This is a genomic window from Marihabitans asiaticum (genome assembly GCF_007828725.1).
Taxonomy (GTDB): Bacteria; Actinomycetota; Actinomycetes; order Actinomycetales; family Dermatophilaceae; genus Marihabitans; species Marihabitans asiaticum.
Genome location: NZ_VIUW01000001.1, coordinates 453,247 through 468,351, shown reverse-complemented (window position 1 = coordinate 468,351; position 15,105 = coordinate 453,247). Strand labels below are relative to the sequence as shown.

Sequence of the window (15,105 nt, the reverse complement as noted above, 5' to 3'; positions counted from 1 at the left end):
TCAGCCCGTCTCGACCACGACCGCGGGCAGGAGATGCTCGACATCGGCCGGGTCGACCTCTCCGGCGACCGGCTGGATAACCGCGGCAGCGGACCAGGCCACACCGACCCGCGCCGCCTCCTCCCAAAGCTGCGGTTCCGGGGACGTGCCTGCCTGGCCCAGGTGCGCGGCCAGCGCCGCCGTCAGCGCGTCGCCGGCGCCGGTGGGGTTGCCGGTCACCGGCTCGCGGAGGCGAGCAGACAGGGCGAAGGGGGATCCCCCTTCGTCGCGGGTGGCCAGGACCAGTCCTCGGGGACCGTCGGAGACCACCGCGCACCAGGCGCCCAGGTCGAGCAGCGAGCACGCGCACCACAGCGCGTCCTGGCTGCCGGCCGCGACGCCCGCCGCGCTGAGGGTCTCGCGCGCCTCGGCCAGGTTGGGCTTGGCCACCAGACGGGGCAGGGCCGCGCCCGACTCACCCAGCGCGGCGATGAGGTCCTCTCCCCGGGTGTCGAGCACGACCGTGCCGGCGCCGGCGCGGGCGAGCCGATTGACGATGCCCGGCGGCGCGCCCGGGGGCAGCGAGCCGGAGACGACAAGCACGTCCTGGGCTCTGCTGCAGCTGCGCGACGCGGCGGCCACCACCTCGTCCCACACGTCGGCCCCCGGGTCGGCGCCCTCCTCGTTGAAGACCGTCGCCTCGCCGTCGTCGTCGACCACGGCCAGGGAGCGACGGGTCGGCACCAGGGAGTCGATCAGGGTGGCCCGGATGCCCCGACGGCCGAGGTCATGCTCGACCGTGGCGCGGGACTCGCTGCCGACGTGCAGCACCGCGATCGCGTCCCTGCCCATGGCCGTGGCTACGGCGGCGGTGTTGACCCCCTTGCCGCCCGCCCGAGTGGTCAGGTCGCTCAGCCGGTGGGTCTCGCCGACCCGTACCTGTCCCAGCCGGGCCGTCACGTCCACGGCGGGGTTGGGCGTGAGCGCGACGATCATGACTCCACCTCCGTGAGCAGGTCCAGGGCCAGGCAGGCGGCACCAAGGGCACCCGCGCGGTCACCGAGCTCGGCCACCCTCACCGAGAGCTCGGACCGGCCAGGCAGCCGGGCAGACAGCGCCCGATGCAGCGGGTCGGCGAGCAGGTCGCCCGCCAGCGCCAGCCCACCGCCGAGCAGGACCAGTCGGGTACCGGCCGCCGCGACCGCCGGGGACAGGACGAGGGCGAGAGCATCGACCGCCTCGGACCACACCCCCTTCGCTCGGTCGTCGCCGGCCCGGACCGCAACGGCCAGGTCCTCGGCGTCGCGTGGCTCGCCCTCCACCTCGCTCCAGATCCGACCTAGCGCCGCGGCGCTGGCCTCGGCCTCCAGGCAGCCGCGGGCGCCGCACCCGCACTCCCGCCCATCAGGACGGATCACCACATGGCCGACCTCACCGGTCCATGGCGACCCCGCGGTCACCACGCCCCCGGTCATGTGAGCCGAGGCGATCCCGGTCCCTAGCGGGAGGAAGAGCACGTCGTCGACCTCACGGGCCGCCCCGAACCGATGCTCGGCGAGCAGGCCGGCGCGCACGTCATGACCCGAGGCGACCGGGATGTCCAGCGACCCGGCGAGCAGCTCGGTCAGGGCGAGGTCTCGCCAGCCCAGGTTGGCCGACCAGCGCGCGATGCCGGCCCGGTCCTCGAAGAGCCCCGGCACCACGACCGCTAGGGCATCCGCGCTGTGCCCCGTCGCTGCCTCCAGCTCGGCCCTCAGCTCGCCCGCGATCGTGCCCAGCTCGGGGCCGGGTCGGGCGGGGGTCGGGCGGACGGTCGCTTCGAGCACATCACCAGAGCCGGTCATCAGCACGGCCTTGATCCGGGTTCCCCCGACGTCGATACCGACCGCGCGCGGTCCGCTCACCGCACCTCCGACCCGCGCGGCACCACCCGCCGGTCCACGCCACGCCACCGGGCCAGCCACCACAGCGCCGCCGTCGCGACGGCCACGGCCACCCAGGACACGAGCGTCGCCTCCCAGGTGCTCGTCGTCTCCGGCTCGATGAAGCTGCCCGCGAGGTCGCCGAAGAGGATCGCGTAACCGATCGCGACGAGGTTGTTCACCGCGTGCAGCACGACCGCGGCCTCGAGCCCACCGGTGCGCCAGGTGATGAGCACCATCGCCGTCGCCATCCCGGCGAGGTCGAGCAGCACCCACGGGTCGAGCGACATGTGCGCCAGCGCGAAGAGCACCGAGGACAGCACGATCGAGATCCCCAGCGCCACCCACCGGTGCCGGAAGAGCGCACCCATCTGCTGCATGATCCAGCCGCGGAAGAGGTACTCCTCGCCGGCTGCCTGCAGCGGGGTGGTGAGCAGCATGAGGACGAGCAGGAGGATCCAGTGCTCGGGCCGGTTCGCCCCGTCACCGGCGCCTCCGCTGGCCGCGCTGCTCGACAGGAGCAGGCTGGCGACCGCGACGTACCCGCCCCACAGCGGCACGAGCAGCGCAAGGCACCACGCGGTCCAGCCCCACCGGAAGCGTCCGATCACCGAGGAGACGAAGCCGGGGCGCACCTGGTGCACCAGCCACGTCGTCAGTCCCGCGAGCGGGATGAAGGAGGCGAGCATGAGGTTCTGGATCGTGAAGATCCAGGGGTCGGACATGTCGAAGTTCTCCGGCCCGGTCATCACCTCGTCGAGGTTGCCGCCGTTCTGCACGAGCAGGGCGACGAGCAGGGCGACGCTGCCGGCCATGACCAGCGCGAAGCCGCCCACCAGCACGACCCCGAAGGAGAGCAGCGGACGCCACCACGCCTGTCCCGGCCCGGTGAGTGCGAGGTGGTACTCCTCCCCCGCCGCGAGGACCGGCGGCTTCGGCGCCGGGTACCCGTACCCGGGCTGCGACAAAGGGGGGTAGCCGGAACCGGGCTGCGGGGGCGGGGGGTAGCCGTATCCGGGCGCAGGCGAAGGGGGATAGCCGTATCCGGGCGCAGGCGAAGGGGGATAGCCGTATCCGGGCGCAGGCGAAGGGGGATAGCCGCCCGGCGGCGGAGGCGGCGGCGGGTAGCCCGGCTGTCCCTGCGGTGGCCCCTGCGGTGGTCCCTGCGCTGTCATGGCGACAGTCTCCCCCTTCGCCCTGTCGCTGCGACCACCGCCCAGCCGGGGCGCACCTACCCGGGGGCCGGGTGACGATCCGCTTCACCCGCACTGAGCGGGTTCGGGCCCGCCCCGGGCGAAGGGCGATGCGGCCGGCCCGTCGGGGTGTCCCAGCCGGTGACTCGCGGGTCGGACGACACGAGTGAGGCCCCCGCGGCGCGAAGACCCGAGATCTCGGGGGCCCGCCCGGGTGGCTCGCGGACTTGTGTCGTCGTACCCGCGAGTAGCAACTGGTAGCCGAAGGGAGACCCGGCCCGCCCCGCACAAATAGCCTGGCTATCCCTGCGCTGTCATGGCGACGGTCTCCCCCCTTCGCCCCTGTCGCTGCGACCACCGACCAGCCGGGGCGCACCTATGGTGGCCGGGTGACGATCCGCGTAGCCCTCGAGCACCGCACGACCTACCGCTTCCCCGAGCCGATCCGGGTCTACCCGCACACGGTGCGGCTGCGGCCGGCGCCGCACTCGCGCACGCCCATCGCCAGCTACTCCCTTCGCGTGGAGCCGGCCGAGCACTTCCTCAACTGGCAGCAGGACCCCTTCGGCAACTGGCTGGCGCGCATCGTCTTCCCCGAGCCGGTCGCCGAGCTCGACATCACCGTCGACCTGCAGGCCGACCTCACCGCGATCAACCCCTTCGACTTCTTCGTCGAGGACTACGCATCCGCCGTCCCCTTCGCCTATCCGCCGCTGCTGCGCCACGACCTCGAGCCGTACCTGCGCCCGGTCGACGACGGTGACGAGGGGGCGGGTCTGGACGCGAGTACCACCGCCTGGATCGAGGACACCCTCGACCAGATCGGGCAGGGCCGGCCGGTCGTCGACTTCCTCGTCGCGCTCAACCAGGCGATCCGCGCCCGGGTCGACTACTCGGTGCGGATGGAGCCGGGGGTGCAGACCCCCCATGAGACCCTCGACCGCGGCATCGGGTCGTGCCGCGACTCCGCCTGGCTGCTCGTCGCCGCGCTGCGCCACGTCGGGCTGGCCGCGCGCTTCGTCTCCGGGTACCTCGTCCAGCTGACCGCCGACCTCTCCGCCGTGGGCGACGACTCGCTCAACGGGCCCGCCGAGGACTTCACCGACCTGCACGCCTGGGCCGAGGTCTTCGTCCCCGGCGCCGGATGGATCGGCATGGACGCCACCTCCGGCCTCTTCGCCGGCGAGGGCCACATCCCGCTCTCCTGCACCCCGCACCCCTCGAGCTCCGCCCCGATCGCCGGCGCGACCGCGCCGACCGAGGTCGAGTTCTCCTTCTCCAACACCGTCACCCGGATGGCCGAGGACCCTCGGGTCACCAAGCCGTACACCGACGACCAGTGGCAGGCGATCACCGAGCTCGGGACGGCGGTCGACGACCTCCTGGCGAAGGGGGACGTGCGCCTGACGATGGGTGGCGAGCCCACCTTCGTCGCGGCCGGCGGCACCGACGACCCGCAGTGGCACACCGCCCCCGACGGGGAGGAGAAGCGCGAGCTCGCGATGCAGCTCGCCCGCCGGCTGACCCGGCCGGGGATGCTGCGCCAGCACGGGCAGGGCAAGTGGTACCCCGGCGAGCCGCTGCCGCGGTGGGCGATCACCCTCCTCGAGCGGGTCGATGGCCAGCCCTTGTGGCAGGACGCCGCCCTGCTCGACACCCCCTGGGGCGAAGGGGTGGTCCCGCCCGGGTCCGCCGAGGCGGCTGCCGCCGCCCGCGACCTCGCGGTCGGCATCGCGACCCGGATGGGCATCGCGCCGGAGCGGCTCGTCGCCGCCTACGAGGACCCGCTCGCGGCCCTGGCCGCCGAGGCCCGCCAGCCGCTCGGCGACGGGCCGACCGAGGGCGACCTCGACCCCGACTCCCCCGAGCTCGCCGACGAGGGCAGCCGGGCCGCCACGGTGTCGGCGCTGGATGAGCAGCTCGCGACCCCCGCCGCCTGGGTGCTGCCGATCTTCGTCGCCCCCGACGGCGAGGGCTGGGGCACCACGCGCTGGCAGACCCGGCGCGGCTCGCTCATGCTCACCGGCGGGGACTCCCCGGCGGGCCTGCGCCTGCCGCTCGGCTCGGTCTCGTGGACCGGTGGTGCGGAGGTGCCCGAGCGCTCCCCCTTCGCGCCCCGGGGCCTGCTGCCCGCCGGTGAGCCGCCCGCCGACTCGCCCACCGCGGCCACCCCCGCGGTCGAGCTCGACGTCGACGAGGCGCCGCGCACCGCGATGGCGATCGAGGAGCGTGAGGGGCACCTCTTCGTCTTCCTCCCGCCGCTCGAGGAGCTCGAGCGGGCGGTCGAGCTCGTCACCGCGATCGAAGGCTCCGCCCGTGAGCTCGGCCTGCCCGTCGTCCTCGAGGGCTACGACCTGCCCAGTGACGAGCGGGTGCGATCGATGTCGGTCACCCCCGACCCGGGCGTCATCGAGGTCAACGTCACGCCGACGACGAGCTGGGGCGAGCTCGTCGAGCAGACCGAGACCCTCTACGAGCACGCCCGTCAGATCCACCTCGCGACCGAGAAGTTCGACCTTGACGGGTCACACACCGGCACCGGGGGCGGCAACCACCTCACCCTCGGCGGCCCCACGCCGGTGGACTCGCCGCTGCTGCGCCGCCCGGACCTGCTGCGCTCGCTCGTGACGTACTGGCAGCACCACCCGTCGCTGTCGTACCTCTTCTCGGGGCGGTTCATCGGCCCGACGAGCCAGGCGCCGCGGGTCGACGAGGGGCGTGCCGAGTCGCTCTACGAGCTCGAGATCGCCTTCGCCCAGATGGACCACGTCCTCGCGATGGAGCACGACGAGGAGGACATCACCGACCCGCTGGACGAGGAGTTCTTCGCCAAGAAGGGCACCCGCCCGTGGCTGGTCGACCGGCTGCTGCGGCACCTGCTCACCGACATCACCGGCAACACCCACCGCGCCGAGTTCTGCATCGACAAGCTCTTCGCGCCGGGCTCGGAGCGCGGCCGGCTCGGGCTGCTGGAGATGCGCGGCTTCGAGATGCCGCCGCACCCGCGGATGGCGCTGCTCCAGGCGCTGCTCGTGCGCACCCTGGTCGCGCGCTTCTGGGACGAGCCGTACAGCGGGCCGCTCGTGCACTGGGGGACCCGGCTGCACGACCGCTTCCTCCTGCCCGCCTTCGTCGCGACCGACCTGCGCGACGTCATCGAGGACCTCAACCGCTACCTCTCGCGGGTGGGGGCGCCGCGGATCGACCCGGCGTGGTTCGACCCGTTCCTGGAGTTCCGCTTCCCCCGGCTCGGCGACGTCGAGATCGACGGGATGGGCCTGGAGCTGCGCACCGCGATCGAGCCGTGGCACGTCCTCGGCGAGGAGGTCACCCAGCAGGGCACCGCCCGGTACGTCGACTCCTCGGTCGAGAAGGTCCAGGTCCGCGCGACCGGCCTGGTCGAGGGGCGCCACCTCGTGACGTGCAACGGCGTGCCCGTGCCGATGATGCCGGTCGCCGAGCACGGCTGGGGCGGCCCGGTCGGGGCGTCCGGGTCGGGCGGAGCCTTCGTCGGCGGGGTGCGCTACCGCGCGTGGGCGCCGCCGTCGGCGCTGCACCCGACGATCGGGGTGCACGCCCCGCTCGTCTTCGACCTCATCGACCGATGGACGGGCCGCTCGCTCGGTGGCTTCACCTACCACGTGACCCACCCGGGCGGGGTGGCCTACGACAGCTTCCCGGTCAACGCTGCCGCGGCCGAGTCGCGGCGTGGAGCCCGGTTCGTCGCCGGCGGGCACACGCCCGGGCCGGTCGCCCTCAACGCGCTGCCGACTCTCTCTGCAGACCTGTCGCCGGCGGTCACCGACTACCCGTGCACCCTCGACCTGCGCCGCTATCCCGGGGTTGACCGTCGGGCGAGCGCGCCCGACGAGTTCGCGCCGCCGCCGGAGGAGCAGGACCCAGCCGACCAGCCCGACGCCGCACCCCGGCCGGGTGAGCCGATCGTCGAGACCGCCGCGGAGGGCGCCTTCGCCCGCGAGGATGTCGCGCAGGCGGAGGTCGATGTACCGAGCGCCCCGACCGACGGCGTGCCGACCCCGCAGCGCGAGCAGCACCGCGAGCACACCGACCTGCGGGCAGGGGCCGAGGGCGCCGAGACGCCCGAGGGTGGCGCGGTGGCTCAGGGCGAAGGGGTCTGAGTCGCCCGGCACGTAGAAGCACCACACGAAGGGGGCCCGGCCGGCCCCTGTTTCCCGCCGGGCCCACCCGTTCGTGTGGTGCTGAGGACAATCATGCTCCGGGCGCCCCTGGGCGCACATCCATCCAAGGGTTGATCTGCCCGATCCACCCCCTACGACCCTGGGATGAGACCTCCGGCAGCCGCGCCTCGACGGCGGGGAGGAATGCGGGAGGGGCGAAGGGGGCGGGGTGGATCAGGCGGGGGTGCGGACCTGCCCGCCGGTGAGCACCCGGTAGGCGTAGGCGGTCGAGATCGAGATCACCGGGCCGACGACGAGCAACCCGAGGCCGAGGGTGCAGCAGACGCCGATGATCGCCGCCACGAGGGCAAGGAGCAGCCAGATGATCACCGGCCCGAGGTTGTCCTTGACGAGGTTCAGGCTGCCCGTGAGGGACTCCCCGATGCCCCGGCCGTGGTCGACAGCGTGCGAGGTGGCGAAGACGAGGGCGACGGCGGCGACGATGCCGGGCAGGATGCACAGCATCATGCCGACCGACGTCAGCACACCCACGATGATCGAGACGAGGATCGCGGCCCCGACCGGGTACCCCTGAAAGAGCCGACCCAGCTCGGCCTTGCGCCCGTCGAGGACGTCGAAGGACATCCGCAGCATCCCGACCGAGATGACGCTGCCGATGACGGTGGTCACGATGTTGGCCACCGTCGACCAGGGGCTGAAGGCGCCGGCGAAGGGGTTGTCCGGGTCGGCGGTCTCCACCGCAGCGTTGAAACCCCCGTCAAGCAGCATCCCTCCGACGCTGATCGCCGCGAGGAGCGCGAGCGAGGCCAGCGTGACAACGAGGTATGGCCCGAGGTTCTTGGTGAAGGCGGCCCAGCCGTACTTCAGCGCCTCGACCGCGTCGAGCTGTCCGACCGCCGGCCCGTAGCCGGCCCCTGGCGCGGGCATCGACCCGTAGCTGCTCGGCGCGTGCGACGGCCCGGGGTAGGGCGGCTGGCCTGGGTAGGGCTGCTGACCGGGCGACGCCGGCTGGCTCGGGTACGGCTGACTTCCGTAGGGGCCTGCACCAGAGGGCGTCTGGTCGTCGTGGGGAGGCTGGTCACCGGGGGGCGGCGGAGGAGGAGTGCTCATCCGCTAAGCATGCCCACCTCGCAGGGCGCTTGTCAGCCATCTCGACGACATAGGTTGGACGCCTATGAGCACCTCGGTGATGTGGTTCCGCCTTGACCTGCGGACCGAAGACAACCCCGCCCTGGTGCGCGCGGCCGAGGACGACGAGGTGCTCCCCGTCTTCGTCATCGATCCCGACCAGTGGGCCCGCGCCGGAGCAGCCCGTCGCGCCTGGCTCGCCGCGAACCTCCTCGCCCTGGACGACACCTTGGGCGGTCACCTCGCCGTCCACCACGCCCCCGCCGCCGAGGTCGTCCCGCAGTTGGCGGCCGACGCCGGCGCCGGGTCGGTCCACGTCACCCGCGACCTCACCCCCTTCGCCCTGCGCCGCGACCGGGCGGTCGTCGAGGCGCTGCGGGAGGCGGGCGTCGAGGGCGTCGCCACGGGCACCGCCTACGCGGTGGCGCCGGGGTCGGTGACGACGAAGGGGGGAACCCCCTTCAAGGTCTTCACCCCGTACAGCAAGGCCTGGCGCGAGCACGGCTGGGACGCCCCCGTCGGGGCGCCCGAGGTGAACTGGGCGAAGGGGGAGACCCCCGCCGAGGTCACCGAGATGCTGCAGCAGGCGGTCGCAGAGTGCCCGATCGACCTCCCGGATGCCGGGGAGGAGGCGGCCTGGGCGCGGTGGACCCGCTTCCGCGACGAGGCGCTGCACGACTACGACACCGACCGCGACCGGCCCGCGGTCGAGGGCACCTCGCGGATGTCGCTGGACCTGCACCTCGGCGTGCTCCACCCGCGTCAGCTGCTCGAGGACATCAAGGACAAGCGCAGCACCGGCGCGCACACGTACCGCACCGAGCTGGCGTGGCGCGACTTCTACGCCGAGGTGCTCCACCTCAACCCGCACACCGTCTGGCGCGACCTCAACCCGCTCGACATGCCCTACGACGAGCCCGAGGACGCGATCGAGGCGTGGAAGCGCGGCGAGACCGGCTACCCCTTCGTCGATGCCGGGATGCGTCAGCTGCTCGCGCAGGGGTGGATGCACAACCGGCTGCGGATGATCACCGCGAGCTTCCTCACCAAGCACCTCCACGTGTGGTGGCCGCTTGGCGCGGAGCACTTCCTCGACCACCTGCTCGACGGCGACGTCGCCTCGAACAGCCACGGCTGGCAGTGGGTGGCCGGGACCGGCACCGACGCCGCCCCGTACTTCCGGATCTTCAACCCGGTGACGCAGGGGCAGCGCTTCGACCCCGACGGGGAGTACGTGCGGCGCTGGGTCCCCGAGCTGGAGCACCTGCCGGGCAAGGCGGTGCACACCCCGTGGGAGCACGAGGACGGGTACGCGAAGGGGTACCCGCGCCGGATCGTCGACCTCGCCGAGGAGCGCAAGGTCGCTCTGGACCGCTACGAGAAGGCGCGCCGCGGCTGACCTTGAACAAACCTTTGACGAACGCCGTACGCACCACGGACGCTTCACCTATCACCGACAGAGAGGCATCATCATGGCCCGCATCCAGCGCATCGTGACGACCGACGCAGACCCGCGCCGGGTGCACGAGTACCTCGCCGACTTCACCAACGCCACCGAGTGGGACCACGGCACCGTCTCGTGCGAGCTGGTCTCCGGCGACGGCGGGCCGGGCTCGGTCTACCGCAACACCTCCGAGTTCGGCGGCCGCGAGGTCGAGGTCATGTACACCGTCCAGGACGTCACCTACCCCAAGGTCGAGCTCATCGGGCGTAACGGCAAGACGAGCCTGCACGACCGGATCCGGATCGACGAGCACGGCGAGGGCAGCTCGGTGACGTACGACGCCGAGCTCACCTCCTCCGGCCTGCTCCGCCTCGCCGCGCCGGTCATGGGGCTGCTCTTCAAGCGGCTGGCCGACAAGACCGAGCAGACCCTCGCGCAGGCCCTGGGTCGTCTGTGACGGCGCAACCACCTCAGCGCGACGTCGCCGTCGTCGGCAGCGGGGTCTCGGGCCTCGTCGCCGCCCATGTGCTGAGCCGCTCGGCACGGGTGACGCTCTACGAGGCCGACGACCGTCTCGGCGGCCACGCGCACACCCATGACGTCGACCTCGGCGATCGCACCATCGCGGTCGACTCCGGTTTCATCGTCCACAACGACCGGACCTACCCGACCCTCCTGCGTCTCTTCGCCGACCTCGGAATCGAGACCCAGGAGACCGACATGAGCATGTCGGTCCGGGCCGACGCCGACGACCTCGAGTACGCGGGGGGCAAGGGCACCCCCGGCCTGCTCCCGTCGCTGCGCACGGCGGCCCGACCGCGCTACCTGCGCATGCTCGCCGAGGTCACCCGCTTCCACCGCCACGCACGCGCCCTGCTCGACTCCCCCGTCGAGGACGACGCTGGCGTCGGTCCGACCGTTGCCGAGTTCGTCCAGCAGCACGGCTACTCCGAGGACCTGCGGCGCTGGTTCCTCACCCCGCTCGTCGCCGCGGTGTGGTCCTGCGAGCCCGACGACGCGCAGGCCTACCCGGCCCGCTCGCTCTTCACCTTCCTGCGCCATCACGGGATGCTCGGCGTGCTCGGCAGCCCCGCCTGGCGCACCGTCGTCGGAGGCTCCCGGGTCTACGTCGAGCGGGTCGCGGCCCGCCTGCACCGGGTGCGCCTGTCAACCCCGGTGACCTCGGTGACCGAGGACGGCGAAGGGGTGACCCTGGCTCTCCCCGGCGGCGAGACCGCCCGGCACGACGCGGTCGTCATCGCCGCGCACGCGCCGCAGGCGCTGGCGATGCTCGCTGAACCGACGCCTGAGCAGCGAGACGTCCTGGGCGCGATCCGCTACTCCCGCAACGTCGCCCGCATGCACACCGACACCTCCATCCTCCCCCGCAACCCCCGCGCCCGCGCCTCCTGGAACTACCTCGTCCCCGACCAGACCGACGACGACACCGACCACGACGCGACCCACCCCTTCGCAGATCCCCGGGGAACCTCAGACGAACGGTCACCCGAACCGACGACCACCCCCTTCGCAGATCCCCGGGGAACCTCAGACGAACGGTCGACCGGACCCACCCAGGCCGACCTCGACGGCGGGGTGATCGTCACCTACGACCTGACCCGCCTGCAGCGGCTGCGCACCGGCGAGCGCCGCATCCTCGTCACCCTCGGCGGCGAGCACCTCATCGACCCGAGCTCGGTCATCGCGACGATGACCTACGAGCACCCCCTCTACACGGCCGAGTCGGTCGCCGCGCAGCAGCGTCTCCCCGAGATCAGCACCGACCGGATCGCCTTCGCCGGCGCGTACCACGGGTGGGGCTTCCACGAGGACGGCGCCCTGTCGGGGCTGCAGGCGGCGCAGCGCCTCGGCGGCGACTGGGACACCCCGACGCCCGACACCGTGACACCCGAGACAGCGCCGGCCGCCGACACCCCCCGCCACCCGGTGCTCCCCCGGATCTACGAGACGACGATCCAGCACTCGCGGCGCTCCCCCCTTCGCCACTCGTTCAGCAACCGCTCCTACTCGTGGCTGGTCGACCTCGACCACCTGCCCGACCACGGCGCGCTGGCCCGCTTCGAGGCACGCGACCACATCGGGGACCCGACCACCTCGATCCGCGAGAACCTCGACACCTTCCTCGCCGAGGAGGGCATCGACCTGCGCGGCGGCCAGATCCTCATGCTCACCAGCGCCCGAGTCGCCGGCCACGTCTTCAACCCGATCACCGTCTACTGGTGCTATCGGGCCGCCGAGCAACAGCAGCGCGAGCTCGCGGCCGTCGTCGTCGAGGTGCACAACACCTACGGCGACCGGCACGCCTACCTCGTCCACCCGGACGAGCACGGCGACGCCGAGGTCGACAAGGCGCTCTACGTCTCGCCGTTCAACGACACCAGTGGCCGCTACCGGCTGCACGTGCCCGAGCCGGGCGAGACGGTCCACATCAGCGTGCGCCTCGACCGCGACGGCCAGGCCCCCTTCGTCGCCACCCTCCGCGGCCACGCCATGCCGGCCACCCTCGCCACCGTGCGACGCATCGCGTGGCGCCGGCCCCTGGAGCCGCTCGCGGTCACCGCCCGGATCCGCCAGCACGGCATCTGGCTCTGGGCGCGCGGACTGACCGTGCAGCCGCGCCCGGAGCACCCGCCCCAGCCCGGGGTCCCCGGTGGCCCGGACGAAGGGGTGAACCGAGTTGACGCCGAGCGGTGGCCGGACGTGGCCGAGGTCCCCCAGGGGCTGAAGGCGCGGGTCGCCGCTCGGGTGACCCGCGGCCTGATCCGCTCGCTCGCCCGCACCCTCGATCTACGGATCGCCCTCCCGGACGGCACCGTCCTCGCGGGCAAGGCCGAGCGCACCGACCTGCCCCTGCTGCAGGTCAACCGCCTCGAGCACCTCGCTCGCCGGGTCGGCGCGCACGGGCTGATCGGGTTCGGCGAGTCCTACATGGCCGGCGACTGGGAGGCCGAGGACCTCACCGCCGTGCTCACCGTCTTCGCCCGCTCCGTCGAGGAGATCGTCCCCCGCTCCTGGCAGCGTCTGCGCGCCGCGTACGTCGCTCGGCACCCCCACGACGAGGTGGGCTCGGTGGAGAACGCCCAGTCCAACATCTCCCGCCACTACGACTTGTCCAACGAGCTCTTCGCCTCCTTCCTCGACCCGTCGATGGCCTACTCCAGCGCCCTCTTCACCGAGCCCGACCCCGACGAGGCCGTCCTCGCCGAGGCGCAGACCCGCAAGGTCGACCGGCTGCTCGACGAAGCGGGCGTGGGCGAGGGCACCCGACTGCTCGAGATCGGCACCGGCTGGGGCGAGCTGGCCCTGCGAGCGGCCCGCCGGGGCGCACAGGTCACGACGATCACGCTGTCAACCGAGCAGGCCGAGCTCGCCACGACTCGCATCGCCGAGGCGGGCCTGAGCGACCAGGTCGAGGTGCTCGTGCGCGACTACCGCCTCGTCGAGGGCCAGTACGACGCGGTCGTCTCGGTGGAGATGATCGAAGCCGTCGGCCTGGACTACCTGCCGGAGTACTTCGCCACGATCGACCGGGTGCTCGCCCCCGGCGGCCGGGTCGCGATCCAGGCGATCACCATGGCCGATCACCGGATGCTCGCCACGCGTGACACCTACACCTGGGTGCACAAGTACATCTTCCCCGGCGGGCTCATCCCCTCGCTCGAGGCGCTGGACCGGGCGATGGCCGGTACCGGGCTGCGGGTCAGCGGCGACCTCGCGATGAGCGACTCCTACGCCCAGACGCTGCGCCTGTGGGACGAGCGCTTCGCCCGCGCCTGGCCCACCCTCGACCTCGGGCTGGACGAGACCTTCGCCCGGATGTGGCACTTCTACCTGTGCTACTCCCGGGCCGGCTTCGAGGCCGACTACCTCGACGTCCACCAGCTCACCCTCACCCGACCCGGCGAGGCCACCCCTTCGCCGTCCGCCCACGCCCTCGAGGAGGCACCGGCATGAGCACGCTCACGACGGCCGCGCAGGCGGTCGACACCGCACTCGACCGGACCATCGCGCCCGGCTACACCCGGATCGGCTACCACCTGCGGCGCCACCTGCCGACCTGGCCGGCCGACCCGCGCCCCGGGTCGATGGCCGGCCACGACGTCGTGGTCACCGGCGCCTCCTCCGGGCTCGGCGAGGCCTGTGCCCGCCAGCTGCTCGGCCTGGGTGCCCACGTCCACCTCGTCGTCCGGGACGAGGCGAAGGGGGAGGGTGTCGCCTCCGAGATCGACCCGGGCCGCGAGTCGAGCACCGTGTGGGTGTGCGACGTCGGGGACCTCGACAGCGTGGCCGACTTCACCGAGCGGTTCCGGGACTCGGGGACTCGGCTGCGCGGGCTGGTGCACAACGCGGGGGTTATGCCGCCCGAGCGGACGACGAGCGCGCAAGGCCACGAGCTGTCGATGTCGGTGCACCTCCTCGGGCCGCTGGCGATGACCGACGCGCTCGTCCCGGCGATGGAGGGCGTGCAGACCCGGGTCGTGTTCGTGACCTCTGGCGGGATGTACGCCCAGGAGCTGCCGGTCACCGACCCGGAGTACCGCGACGGCGAGTACGCCGGCGCGACGGCCTACGCGCGAAGCAAGCGGGCTCAGGTCGAGCTGCTCCACCCGATGCAGCGACGCTGGGTCGGTCGCGACGTCCGGGTGTGCGCGATGCACCCGGGCTGGGCGGGCACGCCCGGGGTAGCGGAGTCCCTGCCGCTCTTCGACAAGATCACCGGGCCGGTGCTGCGCAGCGCCGACGAGGGCGCCGACACGATCACCTGGCTCATCGCGCGGGACGACCGCCCGCAGCCGGCGACCCTGTGGCACGACCGCCGACCCCGCCCGACGAGCTATCTCTCGCGGACCATGCCGACGCCCACCGAGCGGGAGCACTTCTGGGAGTGGGCGAAGGGGGCAGCCGGCCTGGGGTGACGCGGGCCAGGTCCGGGCTACGCCCGCGTCTCGGCGGGGTCAGGTGGGTCAGGCGGAGCGGGATCGCCGCGTCGAGCTGGCTGACGGCGGCGACCGGGTCGCCCTGCAGGTGCAGCGCGCCGAGCTGTGCGGCCACCTCGGCGCTCGCGCCGGCGCCGCCGATCGCCAGGATGCTCACGTCCGCGATCCGGCGCAGCAGCGGCAGCTGCGCCTCGAAGACCGAGCCTCGGATCCCGCTGAGCACGACGGCGTCGGCGCGCAGGGTCGAGGCGACCGAGTCGAAGACGGTCAGCGGGGTGTCGCCCCCGAGGAAGCGCACCGACCAGCCCCTGCGGGAGAGCA

Annotated in this window: 9 protein-coding genes; 5 read left to right on the top strand and 4 right to left on the bottom strand. The window is 72.9% G+C overall.

Going from position 1 to position 15,105, the window contains the following annotated elements:
- From FB557_RS02200 to FB557_RS02190, 3 genes are read right to left on the bottom strand one after another with little or no spacing between them, the layout of a single operon-like run.
- Positions 1-975: a 1-phosphofructokinase family hexose kinase gene (locus FB557_RS02200; protein ID WP_144855225.1), complete on the bottom strand. Its 975-nt coding sequence runs from the start codon at positions 973-975 to the stop codon at positions 1-3.
- Entirely contained in the window at positions 972-1,883 is a 912-nt protein-coding gene (locus FB557_RS02195; protein ID WP_246074328.1) for an ROK family protein, read from the bottom strand. The genes FB557_RS02200 and FB557_RS02195 overlap by 4 nt, the downstream gene beginning before the upstream one ends.
- A complete protein-coding gene (locus tag FB557_RS02190) occupies positions 1,880-3,076 on the bottom strand; it encodes a CPBP family intramembrane glutamic endopeptidase (protein ID WP_144855223.1) in 1,197 nt (398 codons plus the stop codon). The genes FB557_RS02195 and FB557_RS02190 overlap by 4 nt, the downstream gene beginning before the upstream one ends.
- Before the next feature lie 407 nt (positions 3,077-3,483).
- Here FB557_RS02190 and FB557_RS02185 point away from each other — a divergent pair, with 407 nt between their 5' ends.
- Complete coding sequence (locus tag FB557_RS02185; RefSeq protein WP_211356457.1) at positions 3,484-7,233, top strand: transglutaminase family protein; 3,750 nt, start codon at positions 3,484-3,486, stop codon at positions 7,231-7,233.
- A gap of 234 nt (positions 7,234-7,467) precedes the next feature.
- On the opposite strand, the gene FB557_RS02180 is transcribed toward FB557_RS02185, so the two are convergent.
- On the bottom strand, positions 7,468-8,181 hold the full coding sequence (locus FB557_RS02180) for a DUF2189 domain-containing protein (RefSeq protein WP_144855221.1): 714 nt from the start codon (positions 8,179-8,181) through the stop codon (positions 7,468-7,470).
- Between the two features lie 247 nt (positions 8,182-8,428).
- Here FB557_RS02180 and FB557_RS02175 point away from each other — a divergent pair, with 247 nt between their 5' ends.
- The 4 genes from FB557_RS02175 (at position 8,429) to FB557_RS14440 (ending at position 14,763) form a co-directional block, all read left to right on the top strand.
- Positions 8,429-9,781 (top strand): cryptochrome/photolyase family protein, encoded by a 1,353-nt coding sequence (locus FB557_RS02175; protein ID WP_144855219.1) that lies wholly within the window; start codon positions 8,429-8,431, stop codon positions 9,779-9,781.
- Positions 9,782-9,854: 73 nt separating this feature from the next.
- The gene (locus tag FB557_RS02170) at positions 9,855-10,283 is read left to right on the top strand and encodes an SRPBCC family protein (protein ID WP_144855217.1); all 429 of its coding nucleotides are present in this window, start codon (positions 9,855-9,857) and stop codon (positions 10,281-10,283) included.
- On the top strand, positions 10,280-13,801 hold the full coding sequence (locus tag FB557_RS14790) for a DUF1365 family protein (RefSeq protein WP_144855215.1): 3,522 nt from the start codon (positions 10,280-10,282) through the stop codon (positions 13,799-13,801). Before FB557_RS02170 ends, FB557_RS14790 begins: the two co-directional genes overlap by 4 nt.
- Positions 13,798-14,763, top strand: a complete 966-nt coding sequence (locus FB557_RS14440) for an SDR family NAD(P)-dependent oxidoreductase (protein ID WP_144855212.1) — start codon at positions 13,798-13,800, stop codon at positions 14,761-14,763. Before FB557_RS14790 ends, FB557_RS14440 begins: the two co-directional genes overlap by 4 nt.
- The last annotated feature ends 342 nt before the right edge of the window (positions 14,764-15,105 follow it).

Coding starts and splice junctions, on each gene's coding strand:
- FB557_RS02190 (WP_144855223.1), bottom strand. CDS start 3,076: ATGACAGCGCAGGGACCACCGCAGGGGCCACCGCAGGGACAGCCGGGC.
- FB557_RS14440 (WP_144855212.1), top strand. CDS start 13,798: ATGAGCACGCTCACGACGGCCGCGCAGGCGGTCGACACCGCACTCGAC.
- FB557_RS02170 (WP_144855217.1), top strand. CDS start 9,855: ATGGCCCGCATCCAGCGCATCGTGACGACCGACGCAGACCCGCGCCGG.
- FB557_RS02200 (WP_144855225.1), bottom strand. CDS start 975: ATGATCGTCGCGCTCACGCCCAACCCCGCCGTGGACGTGACGGCCCGG.
- FB557_RS02175 (WP_144855219.1), top strand. CDS start 8,429: ATGAGCACCTCGGTGATGTGGTTCCGCCTTGACCTGCGGACCGAAGAC.
- FB557_RS02180 (WP_144855221.1), bottom strand. CDS start 8,181: ATGCCCGCGCCAGGGGCCGGCTACGGGCCGGCGGTCGGACAGCTCGAC.